A 14,498-nucleotide genomic window follows, 5' to 3' on the forward strand; every position below is an offset into this window, starting at 1 on the left:
GAAACCTTATGAAAATCGTGATGGCAATCATCAAGCCGTTCAAGCTCGACGAGGTACGCGAAGCGCTTACCGCCGTCGGCATCCAGGGCCTGACCGTCACCGAAGTCAAAGGCTACGGGCGTCAGAAGGGGCACACGGAAATCTATCGCGGGGCGGAATACGCGGTCAGTTTCCTGCCGAAGATCAAGATCGAGGTCGCGGTCAGCGCCGACATGGTCGACAAGGCCGTGGAGGCCATCACCGCAGCCGCCAAGACCGGTCAGATCGGCGACGGCAAGATCTTCGTTTTCGGCATCGACCAGGCGGTGCGCATCCGCACCGGCGAAACAGACACCGACGCGCTCTGAAGCGGCGAACACGTATTCCAATGGAGAGTTCAATGAATATTCCTTCCACCTTGAAGAAGACGGGACGCGCCGCCCTTTTTGGCTCGCTCGCTCTCGCAGCGTTGGGCAGCGTCGCCGCCTTCGCGCAGGAAGCGGCTCCGGCCGCGGCTGCCGCCGCGCCGGCCGCTCCCACCCCGGCGCTCGACACCGGCAACACCGCCTGGATGCTGACTTCGACGGCGCTGGTGCTGATGATGACCATCCCCGGCCTGGCACTGTTCTACGGCGGCATGGTGCGCAAGAAGAACGTGCTTGCCACCGTCATGCAGAGCTTCGCCATCACCTGCCTGGTGACGGTGCTGTGGTTCATGTTCGGCTATTCGCTGGCCTTTTCCGACGGCGGCGGCATGAATGCCTATCTCGGCGGCTTCTCGAAGTTCTTCCATCACGGCATCACCACCTCGACGCTGTGGGCGCCGGGCGTGGCCAACATTCCTGAATTCGTCTTTTCGATGTTCCAGATGACCTTCGCCATCATCACCCCGGCCCTGATCGCCGGCGCCTTTGCCGAGCGCATGAAGTTCTCGGCCCTGCTGATCTTCATGGCGCTGTGGCTGCTGGTCGTCTATGCGCCGATCGCGCATTGGGTCTGGGGCGGCGGCTTCCTCGGCGCTGCCGGCGTGCTCGACTTCGCCGGCGGCACGGTCGTCCATATCAATGCCGGTGTCGCGGGTCTCGTCTGCGCCCTGGTCCTTGGCAAGCGCGAAGGCTACGGCACCACCAACATGGCGCCGCATAACCTGGTCTATTCCGTGATCGGCGCTTCGCTGCTGTGGGTCGGCTGGTTCGGCTTCAACGCCGGTTCGGAACTCGCCGCCGACGGCCTCGCCGGTGCCGCGATGCTCAACACCCAGGTTGCCACCGCGGCAGCGGCGCTGGCCTGGATGTTCGCCGAATGGATCGTCGCCAAGAAGCCCTCGGTGCTCGGCATCATCTCCGGCGCCGTCGCCGGCCTTGTCGCGGTGACGCCGGCTTCCGGCTTCGTCAACCCGACGGGCGCCTTCATCGTCGGCATCGTCGCCGGCGTCGTCTGCTACATCTCGGCGGTCAAGGTAAAGCACATGTTCGGCTATGACGACTCGCTCGATGCCTTCGGCGTCCATGGCGTCGGCGGCGTGGTCGGCGCATTGCTGACCGGCGTGCTCGCCGACCCGGCAATCAACAGCCTGTCCTCGGGCGCGTCGATCGGCAAGCAGCTCTACGGCATCGTCTTCACCATCCTGTGGACGGCAATCGCCACCTTCGTCATCCTCTACATCGTCAAGGCGCTCGTCGGCCTGCGTCCATCGACCCAGGAAGAGGTCGAGGGTCTCGACATCAGCCAGCACGGCGAAGTGGTGCCGTAAGGCCTCTTTGCCATGGGACCGGCGGACCTCCTCCCGCCGGTCCCATCTCTTTCTGTAATCGCGTACGGAAAACCGCTGCACGTCTTCTGGAACTTGAAATCCCGTCGTGACGCTCCGCAAGGTGCTCACGCCTTGAGGCCCGGATCGCTCCGGGCCTCTTTTTTGGAGCCCGTTTGATTGAACGAGCGCAATCACGTTCGCGTGATTGAGATTTTCGAGGAAACATCGGACGTCTTGGCATCGAACTCCCGGGCACGACCACTGTTCGGCGGTCGTTGCAAACAATAGGGAAGGAAACTATCCAATGAACGTCAAGAATATCTGCCTCGGCGCGCTCGCTCTTTCCATGGTCAGCGGCATGGCATTTGCCGGGGCTCTCGACGAACCCGACAATATGGCCCCGTTCTTCACCGATTCCAGCATGAAAACCATGAAGCCAATGGCGGAATTCAAGACCGCTTTCATGGCCATGCCAATGGAAAAACAGGATACGATGAAGAAGGAATGCCAGGACGCGGCGATGAGCAAGCCGCACGCCGAGTTCTGCGCCAACGTCCAGGCGCTCGGCGGAGCCAACTGAGACCGCAGCGGATCAGGCCCACCGAGCCTGATCACCCTGCCGTTGCCGATGCAGAAATGGCGGGCCGTGAGGCTCGCCATTGTTATTTGCGGCAGGCGGGTGGGGCCCTTGCCATGGTTAATGCGGCCTTAACCTTCCCACGCATAGTCTGGCAGCCAAATCTGCCGAAGTGCGTCACGCGCTCGGGCCAGGCAATCACTGACGGGGAAGAGCATGCGTTCAGGGGCTTCAGCACCGCTCGCGCTGACCGATACGGGGCACGGCATCCAGGCATTCGCGCGACGCCAGGTCGGCCGGCTTGTCGGCGCCGGCATGTTCGCGTTCACCGCTTTCGGCGTCGCCAGCCTGGCCACCTGGAATGTCGCCGACCCGAGCTTCTCGCACGCCACAGCCAACACCATCACCAATGCCATGGGCTATGCGGGTGCTGTCTTCTCCGACATCGCCATGCAGTTCTTCGGCCTTGCCGCCGTGGCGGCGCTGGTTCCGGCCGTGATCTGGGGATATCTCCTGTTTTCGGCGCGCGGCGTCGACAGGCTGCCCAGGCGCGGTCTGTTCTGGTTCGGCTTTGCCCTGCTGGCCGCCGCGATCGCCGGCTGCGTGGTGCCGCCCAAGACCTGGCCGCTGCCGACCGGGCTCGGCGGCGTGTTCGGCGACATGGTACTGAAGATTCCGGGCGTCGTCATCGGTGGCTATCCGACCGGGCTGGTGGCCAGCGTGCTCGCCATTCTGATGGCCGGTCCGGCGCTATGGCTGTTCGCCTACGGTTCGGCGCTGATCGCACGCAAGAACGGTTTCGCCGTCATGGAGGAACCGGCCGCCGCCGATCCGCGTGAGGATGAGCTGCTGTTCGACAATGACGAGGATGAAGGCGACGAAGGCATGCTGGCGCTCGGCGCAATGACCCATTGGTGGCTTTCGTTCCGCGCGTGGATGCACCGCCGCGCCGTGCGCCGCAGGCAGCGGCGGGACGAATTCGAGCCGGGAATGGAGCCGCGCGCCAGCGCCTGGCGGCGTGCCGCCGAACGGGTCGAATCGGCCGAGTTCGCCGAGCAGCGGATGAGCCCGGATGGCCGTGCCCGCGTCGAACCGGAATTCTTCGCCGCCATGGTCAACGACCGCAGCGTTTCCGTCGATCCGGACGATGACGTCTTCGACGATCGCTTCGACACCGGCGATGGCGATGTCGATTTCGACGATGAACCCCTCGTCCAGCGTCGCGCGGCTTCCACCGCAAAGGTCCAGCCGTTCCGCTCGGATGCCGCCACGCGCGTTGAAGCGCCGGCGCCGCGCCCGGCTCCGGGTGCGCGCGTCCAGCGCGAGGCGCAGACCTCGTTGATCGGCTCGGAAAAATTCGAGATGCCGTCGCTGCATTTCCTGTCCGAACCGAAGAACATCGCGCGCGACCCGAGCCTCTCGAAAGACGCGCTGGAACAGAACGCCCGCCTGCTCGAAGGCGTGCTGGAGGATTTCGGCGTCAAGGGCGAGATCATCCATGTCCGCCCCGGCCCCGTCGTCACGCTCTATGAGCTGGAGCCTGCGCCAGGCATCAAATCATCGCGCGTCATCGGCCTCTCCGACGACATCGCCCGCTCGATGAGCGCCATCGCCTGCCGCGTCGCCGTGGTGCCGGGCCGCAACGCCATCGGCATCGAATTGCCGAACGCCAAGCGCGAGACGGTGTATCTCAGGGAAATCATGGCCAGCCGCGATTTCGAGACCACCAAGGCCAAGCTGGCGCTGGCGCTGGGCAAGACCATCAACGGCGAGGCGGTCATCGTCGATATCGCCAAGATGCCGCACGTCTTGGTCGCCGGCACCACCGGCTCGGGCAAGTCGGTCGCCATCAACACCATGATCCTGTCGCTGCTCTACCGGCTGACGCCGCAGGAATGCCGGCTGATCATGATCGATCCCAAGATGCTGGAGCTCTCGGTCTATGACGGCATCCCGCACCTTTTGACGCCTGTCGTCACCGACCCGAAGAAGGCGGTGGTTGCGCTGAAATGGACCGTGCGGGAGATGGAAGACCGCTACCGCAAGATGTCGAAGGTCGGCGTGCGCAATATCGACGGTTTCAACGCACGCGTCCAACAGGCGGAGAAGAAGGGCGAAAAGATCTCGCGCACGGTGCAGACCGGCTTCGACCGCCAGACCGGCGAGGCGATCTACGAGACCGAGAATCTCGACCTCGAGCCGATGCCCTACATCGTCGTCATCATCGACGAAATGGCCGATCTGATGATGGTTGCCGGCAAGGACATCGAGGGTGCCGTCCAGCGCCTGGCGCAGATGGCGCGCGCCGCCGGCATCCATGTCATCATGGCGACGCAACGTCCGTCTGTCGACGTGATCACCGGTACCATCAAGGCCAACTTCCCCACCCGCATCTCCTTCCAGGTGACGTCGAAGATCGACAGCCGCACCATCTTGGGCGAGCAAGGCGCCGAGCAGCTGCTCGGCATGGGCGACATGCTCTACATGGCCGGCGGCGGCCGCATCCAGCGCGTGCACGGCCCGTTCGTCTCCGACGACGAGGTCGAGAAGATCGTCGCGCATCTGAAACTGCAGGGCGTGCCGGAATATCTCGACGCCATCACCGAGGACGATGATGAGGACGAGGACGAGCCCTCCGGCAAGGGCGGCTCGGGCGGCGGCGGCGGCAATTTCGAGGATTCCGACGATCCTTACGACCAGGCGGTGTCCGTGGTGTTGCGCGACGGCAAGGCCTCGACCAGCTATATCCAGCGGCGTCTGGGCATCGGCTACAACCGCGCCGCTTCGATCATCGAGAAGATGGAAAAAGAAGGCATTGTCGGCCCCGCCAACCATGCCGGAAAACGCGAGATCCTGGTGCCGACCGAAGAGGACAAATTCTGATCGCGACAAATACCGGCGGCAACTTTGAACCTTCTGGCGCGTTCAAGCGGTCAAGCAGTGTTCGCGCCGTCAAACTTCAGCCCAACTGGGGGTTCAGGACAACAACAAATCAGGACTCAAGATGAGAGTGACCGACATGAAAAACGATCTTTCCGCGCTCGGCGATCTTGCCCCGACGCGCCGCCAGTTGCTTGGCCTCGGCCTGGTGCTCGCGGGCGCTGCCGCCCTCAACGTGGTGCCCGGATTCGAGTTGCTGGCGTCCGCGCAGGCGGCCGTGCCGGCAGCCGCGCAGAAGATCGCCGATCATTTTTCCTCGGTTAAGTCGATGAGCGGCGAATTCGTGCAGTTCGGCCCCAAGGGCGAACAGACCGGCGGCAAGTTCTTCCTGGAAAGGCCGGGCAAGATCCGCTTCAATTATGACGGATCCTCGAATTTCCGGGTGATTTCGGACGGCAAGTCGGTGGTCATCCTCAACAAGAAACTGAACACGTCCGATCTTTATCCCTTGTCGAAGACGCCGCTGAAACTGTTGCTCGACGACCGGATCGACCTCTCCGGAAACCGCGTCAAGAGCGTCAAGGAAGAGGACGACCTCACCACCATCCAGCTCTCGGACAAGTCGGTGTTCGGCAATGCGCGGATCACCATGATGTTCGATCCGAAGACCTATGATCTGCGCCAGTGGACGATCACCGATGCGCAGGGCAAGGACACCACGGTGATGATCTTCAACACCAAGGAAGGCGTCAGCTTCGCTCCCGACACGTTTGCCATCGACTATACGGCCAATCGCGAGCTGAATACGAAAACCAGATAGCTTTCCTCGCGCTGGCGAAGCCTTTCGTGCAGTTTCGGCGGCGCGGCGCCGACCTCCGCAACTGCTGCAATGCTTGTCTTTATGGCGCGGGGCTGGCAGTAGTTCGGCGATCTTTCGCCGGACCCGCCAAATGCCCTTTTCCATCGCCACCTGGAACATAAATTCCGTTCGCCTGCGCATGCCGATCATCGAGCGCCTGCTCGATGAATACGCGCCCGATGTGCTTTGCCTGCAGGAAACAAAAGTTCCCGACGAGCTGTTCCCCGAAAAGGCCTTCCGCAGGCTCGGCTACGGGCACATCGCCTTTCACGGTCAGAAGGGCTATCACGGCGTGGCGACGGTCGCGCGCCGGCCGATCGCGGTGGTCGAGAAGCGCCGCTTCTGCGACATCGACGACAGCCGGCATTTGTCGGTGACCGTGCGGGCCGGCGGCAAGACGATCCTGCTGCACAATTTCTACGTTCCGGCGGGCGGCGACGAACCGGACCCGGAGGTCAACCGCAAGTTCAGGCACAAGCTCGATTTCGTCGCCGAGATGAACGCAATCCGCGCCGAACACAGCGAAGTGTCCGCCTCGGTCCTGGTCGGCGACCTCAACATCGCGCCGCTCGAACACGATGTCTGGTCGCATAAGCAACTGCTCAACGTGGTCAGCCATACACCGGTCGAGACGGAGAGTTTCGAGGCCATGCGGCTGGCCGGCGACTGGGTCGACCTGATGCGGCTCAACGTGCCATCAGAACAGAAGCTCTACACCTGGTGGAGCTACCGCGCGCAGGACTGGGAGGCATCCAACCGCGGCCGGCGGCTCGACCATGTCTGGTCGTCACCGAACCTGGTGCCTGATTTCACCGGCTACGAAATCCTGCGGGCGGCGCGTGGCTGGGAACGTCCCTCGGATCATGTTCCGGTCATCGCGCGGTTCAACCTGGACTGATCAGCCGGGCCGGCGCTTTTCCCACTCCGGCGACAATTGCGTCAAGCCGCTCGGTCGCCATGATGAAGGGCAGGTCATTTTCGGTGGCGCGAACCAGCCGGAACTCCACCTGTCTCTCCCGTTCACTCGGAAAAGCGCGGCGCCAGCTTCTCGATGCGGTGGATCATTGCCTGAAAGTCTTCCAGGATGCGCTGGTGGAGCTGTGCCGCCAAATCCGGATATTCCTCCAGGATGCGGCGGAACATCTTTCGGCTGAGCCGGATCACCTCCGAATCGACCGCGGCCGATGCACTGGTCAGCCGGTTGGTGTCGGCGATCAGCGCCAGTTCGCTCAGCATGGTGCCGGGGCTGGCCGTGCCGATAGGGATGCGTCCGCCTGCCTGTTCGCGGTAGAGCACGATCTCTCCGCTGACCACGATATAGGCCGAATCAGCCATATCGTCCTCGCGATAGAGCTTGTGGTCTGCCTGCAGCAGCATGGTCTCGGCGCCGAAGGCGAGCAGGCGCAATTGTTCCTGCGTGAAGCCCTCGAAAAGCCTCACGGCTGACAGGATGCGGATGTCGTCATCCAGCGCCATCTAGCTGTGTCCCCGAACGGTCAGTCCAATCCCTCCTCTGCGGTGCGATCCAGAATCCCGCTCCAACAGGATCGCACCCAAAAGCAGCCCCGCCCAGACCGCTTATTGGATAATAAAATGTTTAAGGAACCAGCTTGTAGCCACCGCTTTCTGTCACAAGAATTTCCGCATTGGAAGGATCGCGCTCGATCTTCTGGCGCAGGCGATACACATGGGTTTCTAGTGTGTGCGTGGTAACGCCGGAATTGTAGCCCCACACCTCCTCGAGCAGCACGTCCCGCGTCACCACCTTCTGGTCGGCGCGGTAGAGATATTTGATGATCGAGGCCTCCTTCTCCGTCAGCCGCACTTTTGCGCCGCGCGGGTCGATCAGCAGCTTCTGGCTTGGCTTGAAGGTGTAGGGGCCGACCGAGAAGGTGGCGTCCTCGCTTTGCTCGTGCTGGCGCAGCTGCGCGCGGATGCGCGCCAAAAGCACCGCGAAGCGGAACGGCTTCGTCACGTAGTCGTTGGCGCCGGCTTCGAGGCCAAGGATCGTGTCCGAATCGGTGTCGTGGCCGGTCAGCATGATGATGGGCGCCTTGTAGCCACCCTTGCGCAGGATCTTCACCGCTTCGCGGCCGTCCATGTCGGGCAGGCCGACATCCATGATCAGCAGGTCGATGAGGCCGCCACGCGCCGCGGCGACGCCTTTTGCCGCAGTGGACTCCTGCAGCACGTCGAATTCCTCATAAAGAGACAATTGCTCGACCAACGTGCCGCGCAGGTCGTCATCGTCGTCGACGATCAGGATGGTTCGTGAAGTCATGGATCAATCCGTTGTTTTGAAAAGAAAATTCAGTTGACCGCTGCCTGTTTATGCGGAAGCTGACCGGCACAACAGCCGATCACAATGATTTGTTCCGTGGCACGATCATACAAGAAAAAACACGATCGCAATGCAGCCGGCGCAATTTTGCGAAAAGGACTGCGGGTGCTGACCGTGCGGGCAAGGCCCGGCCGTCCCAGCCAGGGGCTGCTGCAGGCGGGCAGAACGGTGTTTGCCTGCGCGCTGGGGCGTGGCGGCATCTCGGCGGGCAAGCGCGAAGGCGACGGCGCCACGCCGCTTGGCCAAATGCGGATCCTGTCGGGTTATTTCCGGGGAGACCACTTCTCCAGCGGCCGCATCACCCGGCTGGCGATGACGCCGATCGGGCCTGATCTCGGCTGGTGCGAAGTGCCCGACGACCGAAACTATAACAGGCCAGTCAAGATCCCCTACGGCGCCAGCCACGAACGCATGCGGCGCGACGACAGGCTCTATGATGCCTGCCTTGTGCTCGACTGGAATATAACGCCGCGCCGCCGCGGACGCGGCAGCGCCATCTTCTTCCACCTGGCGCGCCCGGGCTTCACGCCCACGCAAGGCTGCGTCGCGGTGACCGCACGCACGATGGCGCGCCTTTTGCCGCTGCTGTCGGACCGGACGGTGGTGAGGGTGGTAAGGTAGGGAATAGGCAGTAGGCAGTAGGGTTCTCTTTCTATTGCCTACTCCTAATTCCTATTCCCTTTCCTTACCTGCCAGCCGATGTCGAGCAGGCCCAGCCGGCCGAGTTCGCGGGCCATGGCGCGGGAGACGTCTTTGCGCGTGGCGCCGACATCGCGCAACTGGCGATCCGACAGGTCCTCGATGTCGTCCTGCGGCAGGCTTGCCGCGACCTTGGCCTGGCGGAGCCAGTCGAACGCGGCGGTCAGCCAGTTCAGCCGGCTCGCGGGAGCTCTCAAAGCTATGTGAGACATGATACGGTTCCTTCCATCCGGACATAAAATCCGGTTTGATATTGGTTCGATGGTCGCATCATGCCCGATTGAAAGATTGGAGAGAAACGAGTAGTTCTTTCCGGATTATCAAGTTTTCTTTGAGGATCAGGACGCCATGACCGCGTCTGTTCTGGGGCCGCGCTGATGGCCCGCCTGGTGCCGGGAACCCGGGCGCTGAGGACGCTGGAGGCAGCGGCCCGGCATCTCAATTTCACCCGGGCCGCCGACGAACTCGGCCTGACGCCAGCCGCCGTCAGCCACCAGATCAAGGAGATCGAAGACCAGCTCGGCATCGTCCTGTTCACGCGCTCCAGCCGCAGCATCCGGCTGACGGAGGCCGGAACGGTGCTGTTCGAGGCCTCTGCCGATGCGCTCGATCTGCTTGGCAAGGCCGTCTCGCGGGCACAGAAGATGACGCGCGGCACGACGCTGCTGAAAGTGACGCTCGACGCCCAATTCGCGACGAAATGGCTGATGCGGCGGGTCGAGGATTTTCGAAAAAAACATGAAGGCATCGAACTCAGGTTCGACATCGCCTACGGATTGCGGGATTTCGACCTTGACGATGTCGATGTCGGCATCCGCTTCGGCGCCGGCAGATATCCGGGACTTTGCGCGCATCGGCTGTTCGACAACGTCATCATCCCGGTGTGCAGCCCGAGCCTGCTGGCGTCAGGTCCGCCGCTGCGCGAACCGCGCGATCTCTTCCATCACACGCTTGCCCATATCGAATGGGCGCGTCAGGGCGTGACCTGGCCGAACTGGCGCATGTGGATGGCGGCAGCCGGCGTCGACGATTTCGACGACAGCCGCACCATCGTTTTCGGCACCTCGGCCGACGCGGTCCAGGCGGCGATGGAGGGCAGCGCCGTGGCGCTCGCCGATTTCGCCATGGTGGCCAACGACCTTTCCGAAGGTAGGTTGGTGCGGCCTTTCGAACTCGGCATCAAGGTCGCGCCGGAATTCGCCTATTTCCTGGTCTATCCCAAGGAACTGGTGAACGATCCGCGTATCGTTGCCTTTCGCACGTGGATTCTGGAGGAAATGGCAAAATCCCAAACCGCGGACAGGGTGTAGCGGAGGCCGCCACCCTGCAGGCGCCGCTGCGTTCAACTCGCCGCGGCACCGAACCAGCCGACCACGGCGCCGATGATCAACAGCACGCCAAGCCAGTGGCCGCCGTCGATGACGGTCAGGTCCCAGCCGAAATTCTCGTAGCGATGATTGACCGACAGCGTGGTTGCGACGAAGCCGAGCCAAAGCACGAAACCGAAGACCAGTCCCGCCAGCAATGTCGGCTCGCCGCCAGTCACCGCGCCGACGACTAGGGCCATCACAAGCGCCATGACCAACTCGGCGATGAAAGAGATGAGAAACGGCAGCAACGATCTCTTCATGGTCGCCGGATCGAGTTTTGCAGCCTTCAGCCATGGCTTACTCAAACCGGTGTACCAGCCGGCGCCGAACAGCCACGCCAGGATTGCGGCGACGATCACCGCCAGCCAGTTAACCGCTGAAAAATCCATGATATCCCCCTCTGATACGGAGCTCATGGAAACGCCTGTTCAGTGGCGGCGTCAAGCCGGGCGCGCGATGCTCCACCGCCAGACGGTGGTGCGTTTTATTTCGGCATCCTCGAGCGCCCGCGTCACCGGCACCTGGTAGACGCCAAGCGGTTCCAGCCCCGACCGCGGCAGATAGGAGCGGCCGGGATCGCCGATCAGGATATCGGCGCCGCGCCGCTTCAGAGCCGCGAACCAGGGCGTCAGCCGGTCTGCGAACGGCTTGTCGTAGAAGACATCGCCGGCAAGAACCACGTCCCAGTCCGCATCCGTTCCGACGCAGTCATTCTGGACGAATTCGACCGCGACGCCATTGGCTTGCGCATTGAGGCGAACCGCCGTGGCGCAGAACGGGTCGATGTCGGCGGCGGTCACCCCTGCCGCGCCGGCTTTGGCCGCGGCGATGGCGACGAGACCGGAGCCGGAGGCGAAGTCGAGCACGCGCTTGCCCCGCACCATGGCCGGGTTGTCGATGATATGGCGGGCAAGCCCCTGGCCGCCGGCCCAGGCAAAGGCCCAGAAAGGCGGCGGCAGCCCGATCTCGACCAGCTCGTCCTCCGTCCGCTGCCACAGATCATGCGCCTCGTCGGCAAGATACAGCGCAATCTCGGGCACATGCGGCGGCGCCATCAGCGCCGTATTTTCGAGGATGAAGCGTTCGGCGCTACGGCTCGTGAGAACCGTCACGGAGCCGGCGTCAGGCCACCCATGCGGCAGACTTCCTTCCATTCGGCCGGCGTCACCGGCTGCACGGAAAGCCGCCCGAGCCGCACCAGCGCCATGTCGGCGAGCTTGGGATTGGCCTTGACCTGCTCCAGCGTCGGCGGGTTCGGCACATCCTTGAAGGCGCGGATGTCGACGCATTCCCAGCGCGGATCGTCCGATGTGGTGTCGGGATGAGCCAGTGCGCACACTTCGGCGATGCCGACCACGTTCAGCCCCTCGTTGGAGTGGTAGAAGAAGCCGAGATCACCGATCTGCATGGCCTTCATGTTGTTGCGCGCCGCATAGTTGCGCACGCCGTCCCATTGCGTGCCTGCCTTGCCCTTGGCCTTCAACGCCTCGAACGAGAAGACCGAGGGTTCGGATTTGAACAGCCAGTAGTTCATTCGTATTGCTCCTCCAGCCTTGTGCCGATTAGTTAGCCGCCGGCTTGTTGAAGGTCCAGTTCCACTGGCGGACCTCGACGCTTTCGAACAGTCCCGCCTTGGCATAGGGATCGGCGGCTGACAGCGCCTGCGCGCCTGCCATGTCAGGCGCTTCGACGACGACGAGGCTGCCGTTGGACTTGCCGTCGGCGTCGAGGAACGGACCGGCGAAGGCCAGCTTCTTGTCGCTGTTCAGCCCTTCGAGAAAAGCGAGGTGCTCCGGCCGCGTATCGATGCGCACTTGCGTGCTTCCGGGCTTGTCCTTGCAAATCAACGCGAACAACATGTCTCTGTCTCCTGATGCTGGAATCAATCGTCGGTTTCGGTCTTCAGCGGCCGGGTCATCAAGGCCGCCACAGCCTGCCGGATGGTGATGGTGCCGTCCAGTATGGCGGCGACGGCGGCGATGATAGGCGCGTCGATGCCGCGCTCGGTGGCGATGCGGGCGGCGATCGCCGCCGTCGGCACGCCTTCCGCCAGCGGCAGCACATCAAGCGGCTTGCCCTGGCCGAGCGCCAATCCGTAGGCAAAGTTGCGCGATTGCGTGGACGAGCAGGTGAGCAGCAGGTCGCCAAGGCCGGAAAGCCCCATCAACGTCTCGGGCCTGGCGCCGAAGGCGGCACCGATGCGGCGCAGTTCGACGAAGCCGCGCGTCACCATGGCGGCCTGGGCACTGGCGCCAAGCCCGGCGCCAGTGACGGCACCCGCGGCGATGGCGAAGACGTTCTTCAAGGCGCCGCCGATCTCGACGCCGATCAAATCATCATTCGAATAGCAGCGCAGATTTTCCGCCGAGAAGCGCGCGGCAAGCTTGGCCGCCAGCGCCTCGTCCCGGGCGGCAACCACCACCGCCGTCGGCAAGCCCCGGGCAACGTCCGTGGCGAAGCTCGGACCGGACAGAGCGGCGACCGGATTCCCAGGCAGGATTTCCCCGACGATCGCCGACAGCAAGGCGCCGGTATCGCGCTCGATGCCCTTGGCGCATAGCACCAGCGGGACGCCGGCCGGCATATGGCCGTTGGCGTGAGCAAGCATGGCCCGCAACGATTGCGCCGGCGTCACCGCCAGCACGCAATCGGCACCGTCGAGCGCGGCTTGGATGTTGCTCGTCGCCACGATGCCGGCCTGGAGCGCGATGCCAGGTAGATAGCGTCGATTTTCGCCGTGATCGATCGCGGCGACGGTCTCCGGGTCGCGCGCATAAAGGCGGACGAAATGGCCGGCGCGCAGCATGGCCAGCGCCAGAGCGGTACCCCAGGCCCCGCCACCGAGCACGGCAACGCGCCAGCCGGTTGGCGCGGTCTCAATGCCGCTCATGCCCTCCTTGCTCATGCCCTCCTTGTTCATGCCTTGGCCCCGCGCCGGCCCGAGCCGATCATCGGCGCGGAGATGCTGTCCAGCGGCCAGCGCGAGCGCGGCACGAAATCGAAGCCGTTTTCTTGCGCCAGGCCTTCGCGCATCCGCTCGATGCCGGCCCAGGCGATCATTGCCGCATTGTCGGTGCAAAGTTTCAGCGGTGGCGCGACGAAGGCGAAGCGCGCCTCGGCGCACAGCCGTTCCAGCGTCGCCTTGATCGTATGGTTGGCGGCGACGCCGCCGGCGACGACCAGCGCCGGCGCGGCCGTGCCGGGGAATTCCCGGCGGAACCGGGCGAGCGCGCGCGAGACACGGTCGCCCAGCGCGTCGGCCACCGCCGCTTGGAAGGACGCGCAGATGTCGGCGACGTCCCGGTCGCTCAAGGGCTCGATAGCGCTCGCCGCCTGGCGCACGGCGGTCTTCAGGCCGGAGAACGAAAAATCGGGCTGCGCCGATCCCTTCATCGGACGCGGGAAGGCAAAACGACCCGCATCGCCCGATGCCGCCGCCTTCTCGACATTGGGACCGCCGGGATAGGGCAGGCCAAGCATCTTGGCCGTCTTGTCGAATGCTTCGCCGAGCGCGTCGTCGATGGTCGTCGCCCAGCGCTGGTAGTCGCCGACGCCACGCACGGCCAGGATCTGTGTGTGGCCGCCGGAGACCAGCAGCAGGAGATAGGGAAAGTCGAGCCCATCGGTCAGCCGCGCCGTCAAGGCATGGCCTTCGAGATGGTTGACGGCGATCAGCGGCTTGCCGGTTGCGGCCGCGATCGCCTTGGCCGTCATCAGCCCGACGATGAGGCCCCCGACGAGGCCCGGACCTGCGGTCGCGGCGATGGCGTCGATGTCGGCCAGCGCCACGCCCGAATCGGCAAGGGCTGCCTCGACAATGCCGTCCAGCGCCTCGACATGGGCGCGCGCGGCGATCTCCGGCACAACCCCGCCGAAGGCGGCATGCTCCTCGATCTGCGACAGCACGATATTGGACAGGATTTTGGGCGCGGCATCGCCCTCCAACGCCACGACGCTGGCGGCGGTCTCGTCACAACTCGTTTCAATGCCCAGAACGCGGATCAATTGGTCGCTGTCCCCAAGGATTGTGTATCGGGGCA

17 protein-coding genes are annotated in these 14,498 nt (G+C 63.8%); 8 read left to right on the forward strand and 9 right to left on the reverse strand.

The features are described from left to right. The first annotated feature begins 8 nt into the window (after nucleotides 1–8). The 6 genes from LB541_RS07400 to LB541_RS07425 all read left to right on the forward strand — a co-directional run bounded on the left by LB541_RS07400 (nucleotide 9) and on the right by LB541_RS07425 (nucleotide 6,946). Nucleotides 9–347: a P-II family nitrogen regulator gene (locus tag LB541_RS07400; RefSeq protein WP_013528889.1), complete on the forward strand. Its 339-nt coding sequence runs from the start codon at nucleotides 9–11 to the stop codon at nucleotides 345–347. 203 nt (nucleotides 348–550) lie between these two features. Next, a complete protein-coding gene (locus LB541_RS07405) occupies nucleotides 551–1,732 on the forward strand; it encodes an ammonium transporter (protein WP_411969768.1) in 1,182 nt (393 codons plus the stop codon). A 304-nt stretch (nucleotides 1,733–2,036) separates the two neighbouring features. After that, nucleotides 2,037–2,312, forward strand: a complete 276-nt coding sequence (locus LB541_RS07410; protein ID WP_140492681.1) for a hypothetical protein — start codon at nucleotides 2,037–2,039, stop codon at nucleotides 2,310–2,312. A 213-nt stretch (nucleotides 2,313–2,525) separates the two neighbouring features. Then, complete coding sequence (locus LB541_RS07415) at nucleotides 2,526–5,192, forward strand: DNA translocase FtsK (RefSeq protein WP_224618112.1); 2,667 nt, start codon at nucleotides 2,526–2,528, stop codon at nucleotides 5,190–5,192. Nucleotides 5,193–5,328: 136 nt separating this feature from the next. Beyond that, nucleotides 5,329–6,009: an outer membrane lipoprotein carrier protein LolA gene (locus tag LB541_RS07420; protein WP_140513951.1), complete on the forward strand. Its 681-nt coding sequence runs from the start codon at nucleotides 5,329–5,331 to the stop codon at nucleotides 6,007–6,009. Nucleotides 6,010–6,139: 130 nt separating this feature from the next. After that, nucleotides 6,140–6,946, forward strand: coding sequence for an exodeoxyribonuclease III (locus LB541_RS07425; protein WP_140492674.1), 807 nt, complete (start codon nucleotides 6,140–6,142; stop codon nucleotides 6,944–6,946). A gap of 122 nt (nucleotides 6,947–7,068) precedes the next feature. Here LB541_RS07425 and LB541_RS07430 read toward each other — a convergent pair whose 3' ends face one another. Continuing rightward, on the reverse strand, nucleotides 7,069–7,524 hold the full coding sequence (locus LB541_RS07430) for a cyclic nucleotide-binding domain-containing protein (RefSeq protein ID WP_140524662.1): 456 nt from the start codon (nucleotides 7,522–7,524) through the stop codon (nucleotides 7,069–7,071). 121 nt (nucleotides 7,525–7,645) lie between these two features. Beyond that, nucleotides 7,646–8,329, reverse strand: coding sequence for a response regulator transcription factor (locus LB541_RS07435; RefSeq protein ID WP_091576052.1), 684 nt, complete (start codon nucleotides 8,327–8,329; stop codon nucleotides 7,646–7,648). 84 nt (nucleotides 8,330–8,413) lie between these two features. On the opposite strand from LB541_RS07435, the gene LB541_RS07440 reads away from it, so the two are divergent. Continuing rightward, complete coding sequence (locus LB541_RS07440; protein ID WP_140492667.1) at nucleotides 8,414–9,010, forward strand: L,D-transpeptidase; 597 nt, start codon at nucleotides 8,414–8,416, stop codon at nucleotides 9,008–9,010. A 44-nt stretch (nucleotides 9,011–9,054) separates the two neighbouring features. Here the strand turns inward: LB541_RS07440 and LB541_RS07445 are convergent, their stop codons facing one another. Then, nucleotides 9,055–9,300, reverse strand: a complete 246-nt coding sequence (locus tag LB541_RS07445) for a hypothetical protein (protein WP_140524660.1) — start codon at nucleotides 9,298–9,300, stop codon at nucleotides 9,055–9,057. A gap of 165 nt (nucleotides 9,301–9,465) precedes the next feature. On the opposite strand from LB541_RS07445, the gene gcvA reads away from it, so the two are divergent. After that, nucleotides 9,466–10,398: a transcriptional regulator GcvA gene (gene gcvA, locus LB541_RS07450; RefSeq protein WP_140492662.1), complete on the forward strand. Its 933-nt coding sequence runs from the start codon at nucleotides 9,466–9,468 to the stop codon at nucleotides 10,396–10,398. Between the two features lie 32 nt (nucleotides 10,399–10,430). On the opposite strand, the gene LB541_RS07455 is transcribed toward gcvA, so the two are convergent. Genes LB541_RS07455 through tsaD form a run of 6 tightly spaced genes read right to left on the reverse strand, consistent with a single transcriptional unit; the run spans nucleotide 10,431 to nucleotide 14,463 of the window. Continuing rightward, nucleotides 10,431–10,847 (reverse strand): DUF1761 domain-containing protein, encoded by a 417-nt coding sequence (locus LB541_RS07455; RefSeq protein WP_224618113.1) that lies wholly within the window; start codon nucleotides 10,845–10,847, stop codon nucleotides 10,431–10,433. A 51-nt stretch (nucleotides 10,848–10,898) separates the two neighbouring features. After that, entirely contained in the window at nucleotides 10,899–11,612 is a 714-nt protein-coding gene (locus LB541_RS07460) for a class I SAM-dependent methyltransferase (protein ID WP_263488018.1), read from the reverse strand. Then, nucleotides 11,567–11,992, reverse strand: coding sequence for an EVE domain-containing protein (locus tag LB541_RS07465; protein ID WP_140492656.1), 426 nt, complete (start codon nucleotides 11,990–11,992; stop codon nucleotides 11,567–11,569). Before LB541_RS07465 ends, LB541_RS07460 begins: the two co-directional genes overlap by 46 nt. Nucleotides 11,993–12,020: 28 nt before the next feature. Beyond that, the gene (locus LB541_RS07470; RefSeq protein ID WP_140492651.1) at nucleotides 12,021–12,317 is read right to left on the reverse strand and encodes a YciI-like protein; all 297 of its coding nucleotides are present in this window, start codon (nucleotides 12,315–12,317) and stop codon (nucleotides 12,021–12,023) included. A 23-nt stretch (nucleotides 12,318–12,340) separates the two neighbouring features. Then, a complete protein-coding gene (locus LB541_RS07475; RefSeq protein ID WP_224618115.1) occupies nucleotides 12,341–13,378 on the reverse strand; it encodes an NAD(P)H-dependent glycerol-3-phosphate dehydrogenase in 1,038 nt (345 codons plus the stop codon). Continuing rightward, nucleotides 13,375–14,463 (reverse strand): tRNA (adenosine(37)-N6)-threonylcarbamoyltransferase complex transferase subunit TsaD, encoded by a 1,089-nt coding sequence (gene tsaD, locus LB541_RS07480; protein ID WP_224618116.1) that lies wholly within the window; start codon nucleotides 14,461–14,463, stop codon nucleotides 13,375–13,377. The genes LB541_RS07475 and tsaD overlap by 4 nt, the downstream gene beginning before the upstream one ends. Between the last annotated feature and the right edge of the window lie 35 nt (nucleotides 14,464–14,498).

It is taken from the genome of Mesorhizobium sp. BR1-1-15 (genome assembly GCF_020165475.1).
In the GTDB taxonomy this organism is placed as follows: domain Bacteria; phylum Pseudomonadota; class Alphaproteobacteria; order Rhizobiales; family Rhizobiaceae; genus Mesorhizobium.

Bases quoted from the DNA above. Each gene is read 5' to 3' on its own strand.
- LB541_RS07400 (WP_013528889.1), top strand. From the start codon at position 9: ATGAAAATCGTGATGGCAATCATCAAGCCGTTCAAGCTCGACGAGGTA.
- LB541_RS07405 (WP_411969768.1), top strand. From the start codon at position 551: ATGCTGACTTCGACGGCGCTGGTGCTGATGATGACCATCCCCGGCCTG.
- LB541_RS07410 (WP_140492681.1), top strand. From the start codon at position 2,037: ATGAACGTCAAGAATATCTGCCTCGGCGCGCTCGCTCTTTCCATGGTC.
- LB541_RS07415 (WP_224618112.1), top strand. From the start codon at position 2,526: ATGCGTTCAGGGGCTTCAGCACCGCTCGCGCTGACCGATACGGGGCAC.
- LB541_RS07420 (WP_140513951.1), top strand. From the start codon at position 5,329: ATGAAAAACGATCTTTCCGCGCTCGGCGATCTTGCCCCGACGCGCCGC.
- LB541_RS07425 (WP_140492674.1), top strand. From the start codon at position 6,140: ATGCCCTTTTCCATCGCCACCTGGAACATAAATTCCGTTCGCCTGCGC.
- LB541_RS07430 (WP_140524662.1), bottom strand. From the start codon at position 7,524: ATGGCGCTGGATGACGACATCCGCATCCTGTCAGCCGTGAGGCTTTTC.
- LB541_RS07435 (WP_091576052.1), bottom strand. From the start codon at position 8,329: ATGACTTCACGAACCATCCTGATCGTCGACGACGATGACGACCTGCGC.
- LB541_RS07440 (WP_140492667.1), top strand. From the start codon at position 8,414: ATGATTTGTTCCGTGGCACGATCATACAAGAAAAAACACGATCGCAAT.
- LB541_RS07445 (WP_140524660.1), bottom strand. From the start codon at position 9,300: ATGTCTCACATAGCTTTGAGAGCTCCCGCGAGCCGGCTGAACTGGCTG.
- gcvA (WP_140492662.1), top strand. From the start codon at position 9,466: ATGGCCCGCCTGGTGCCGGGAACCCGGGCGCTGAGGACGCTGGAGGCA.
- LB541_RS07455 (WP_224618113.1), bottom strand. From the start codon at position 10,847: ATGGATTTTTCAGCGGTTAACTGGCTGGCGGTGATCGTCGCCGCAATC.
- LB541_RS07460 (WP_263488018.1), bottom strand. From the start codon at position 11,612: ATGGAAGGAAGTCTGCCGCATGGGTGGCCTGACGCCGGCTCCGTGACG.
- LB541_RS07465 (WP_140492656.1), bottom strand. From the start codon at position 11,992: ATGAACTACTGGCTGTTCAAATCCGAACCCTCGGTCTTCTCGTTCGAG.
- LB541_RS07470 (WP_140492651.1), bottom strand. From the start codon at position 12,317: ATGTTGTTCGCGTTGATTTGCAAGGACAAGCCCGGAAGCACGCAAGTG.
- LB541_RS07475 (WP_224618115.1), bottom strand. From the start codon at position 13,378: ATGAACAAGGAGGGCATGAGCAAGGAGGGCATGAGCGGCATTGAGACC.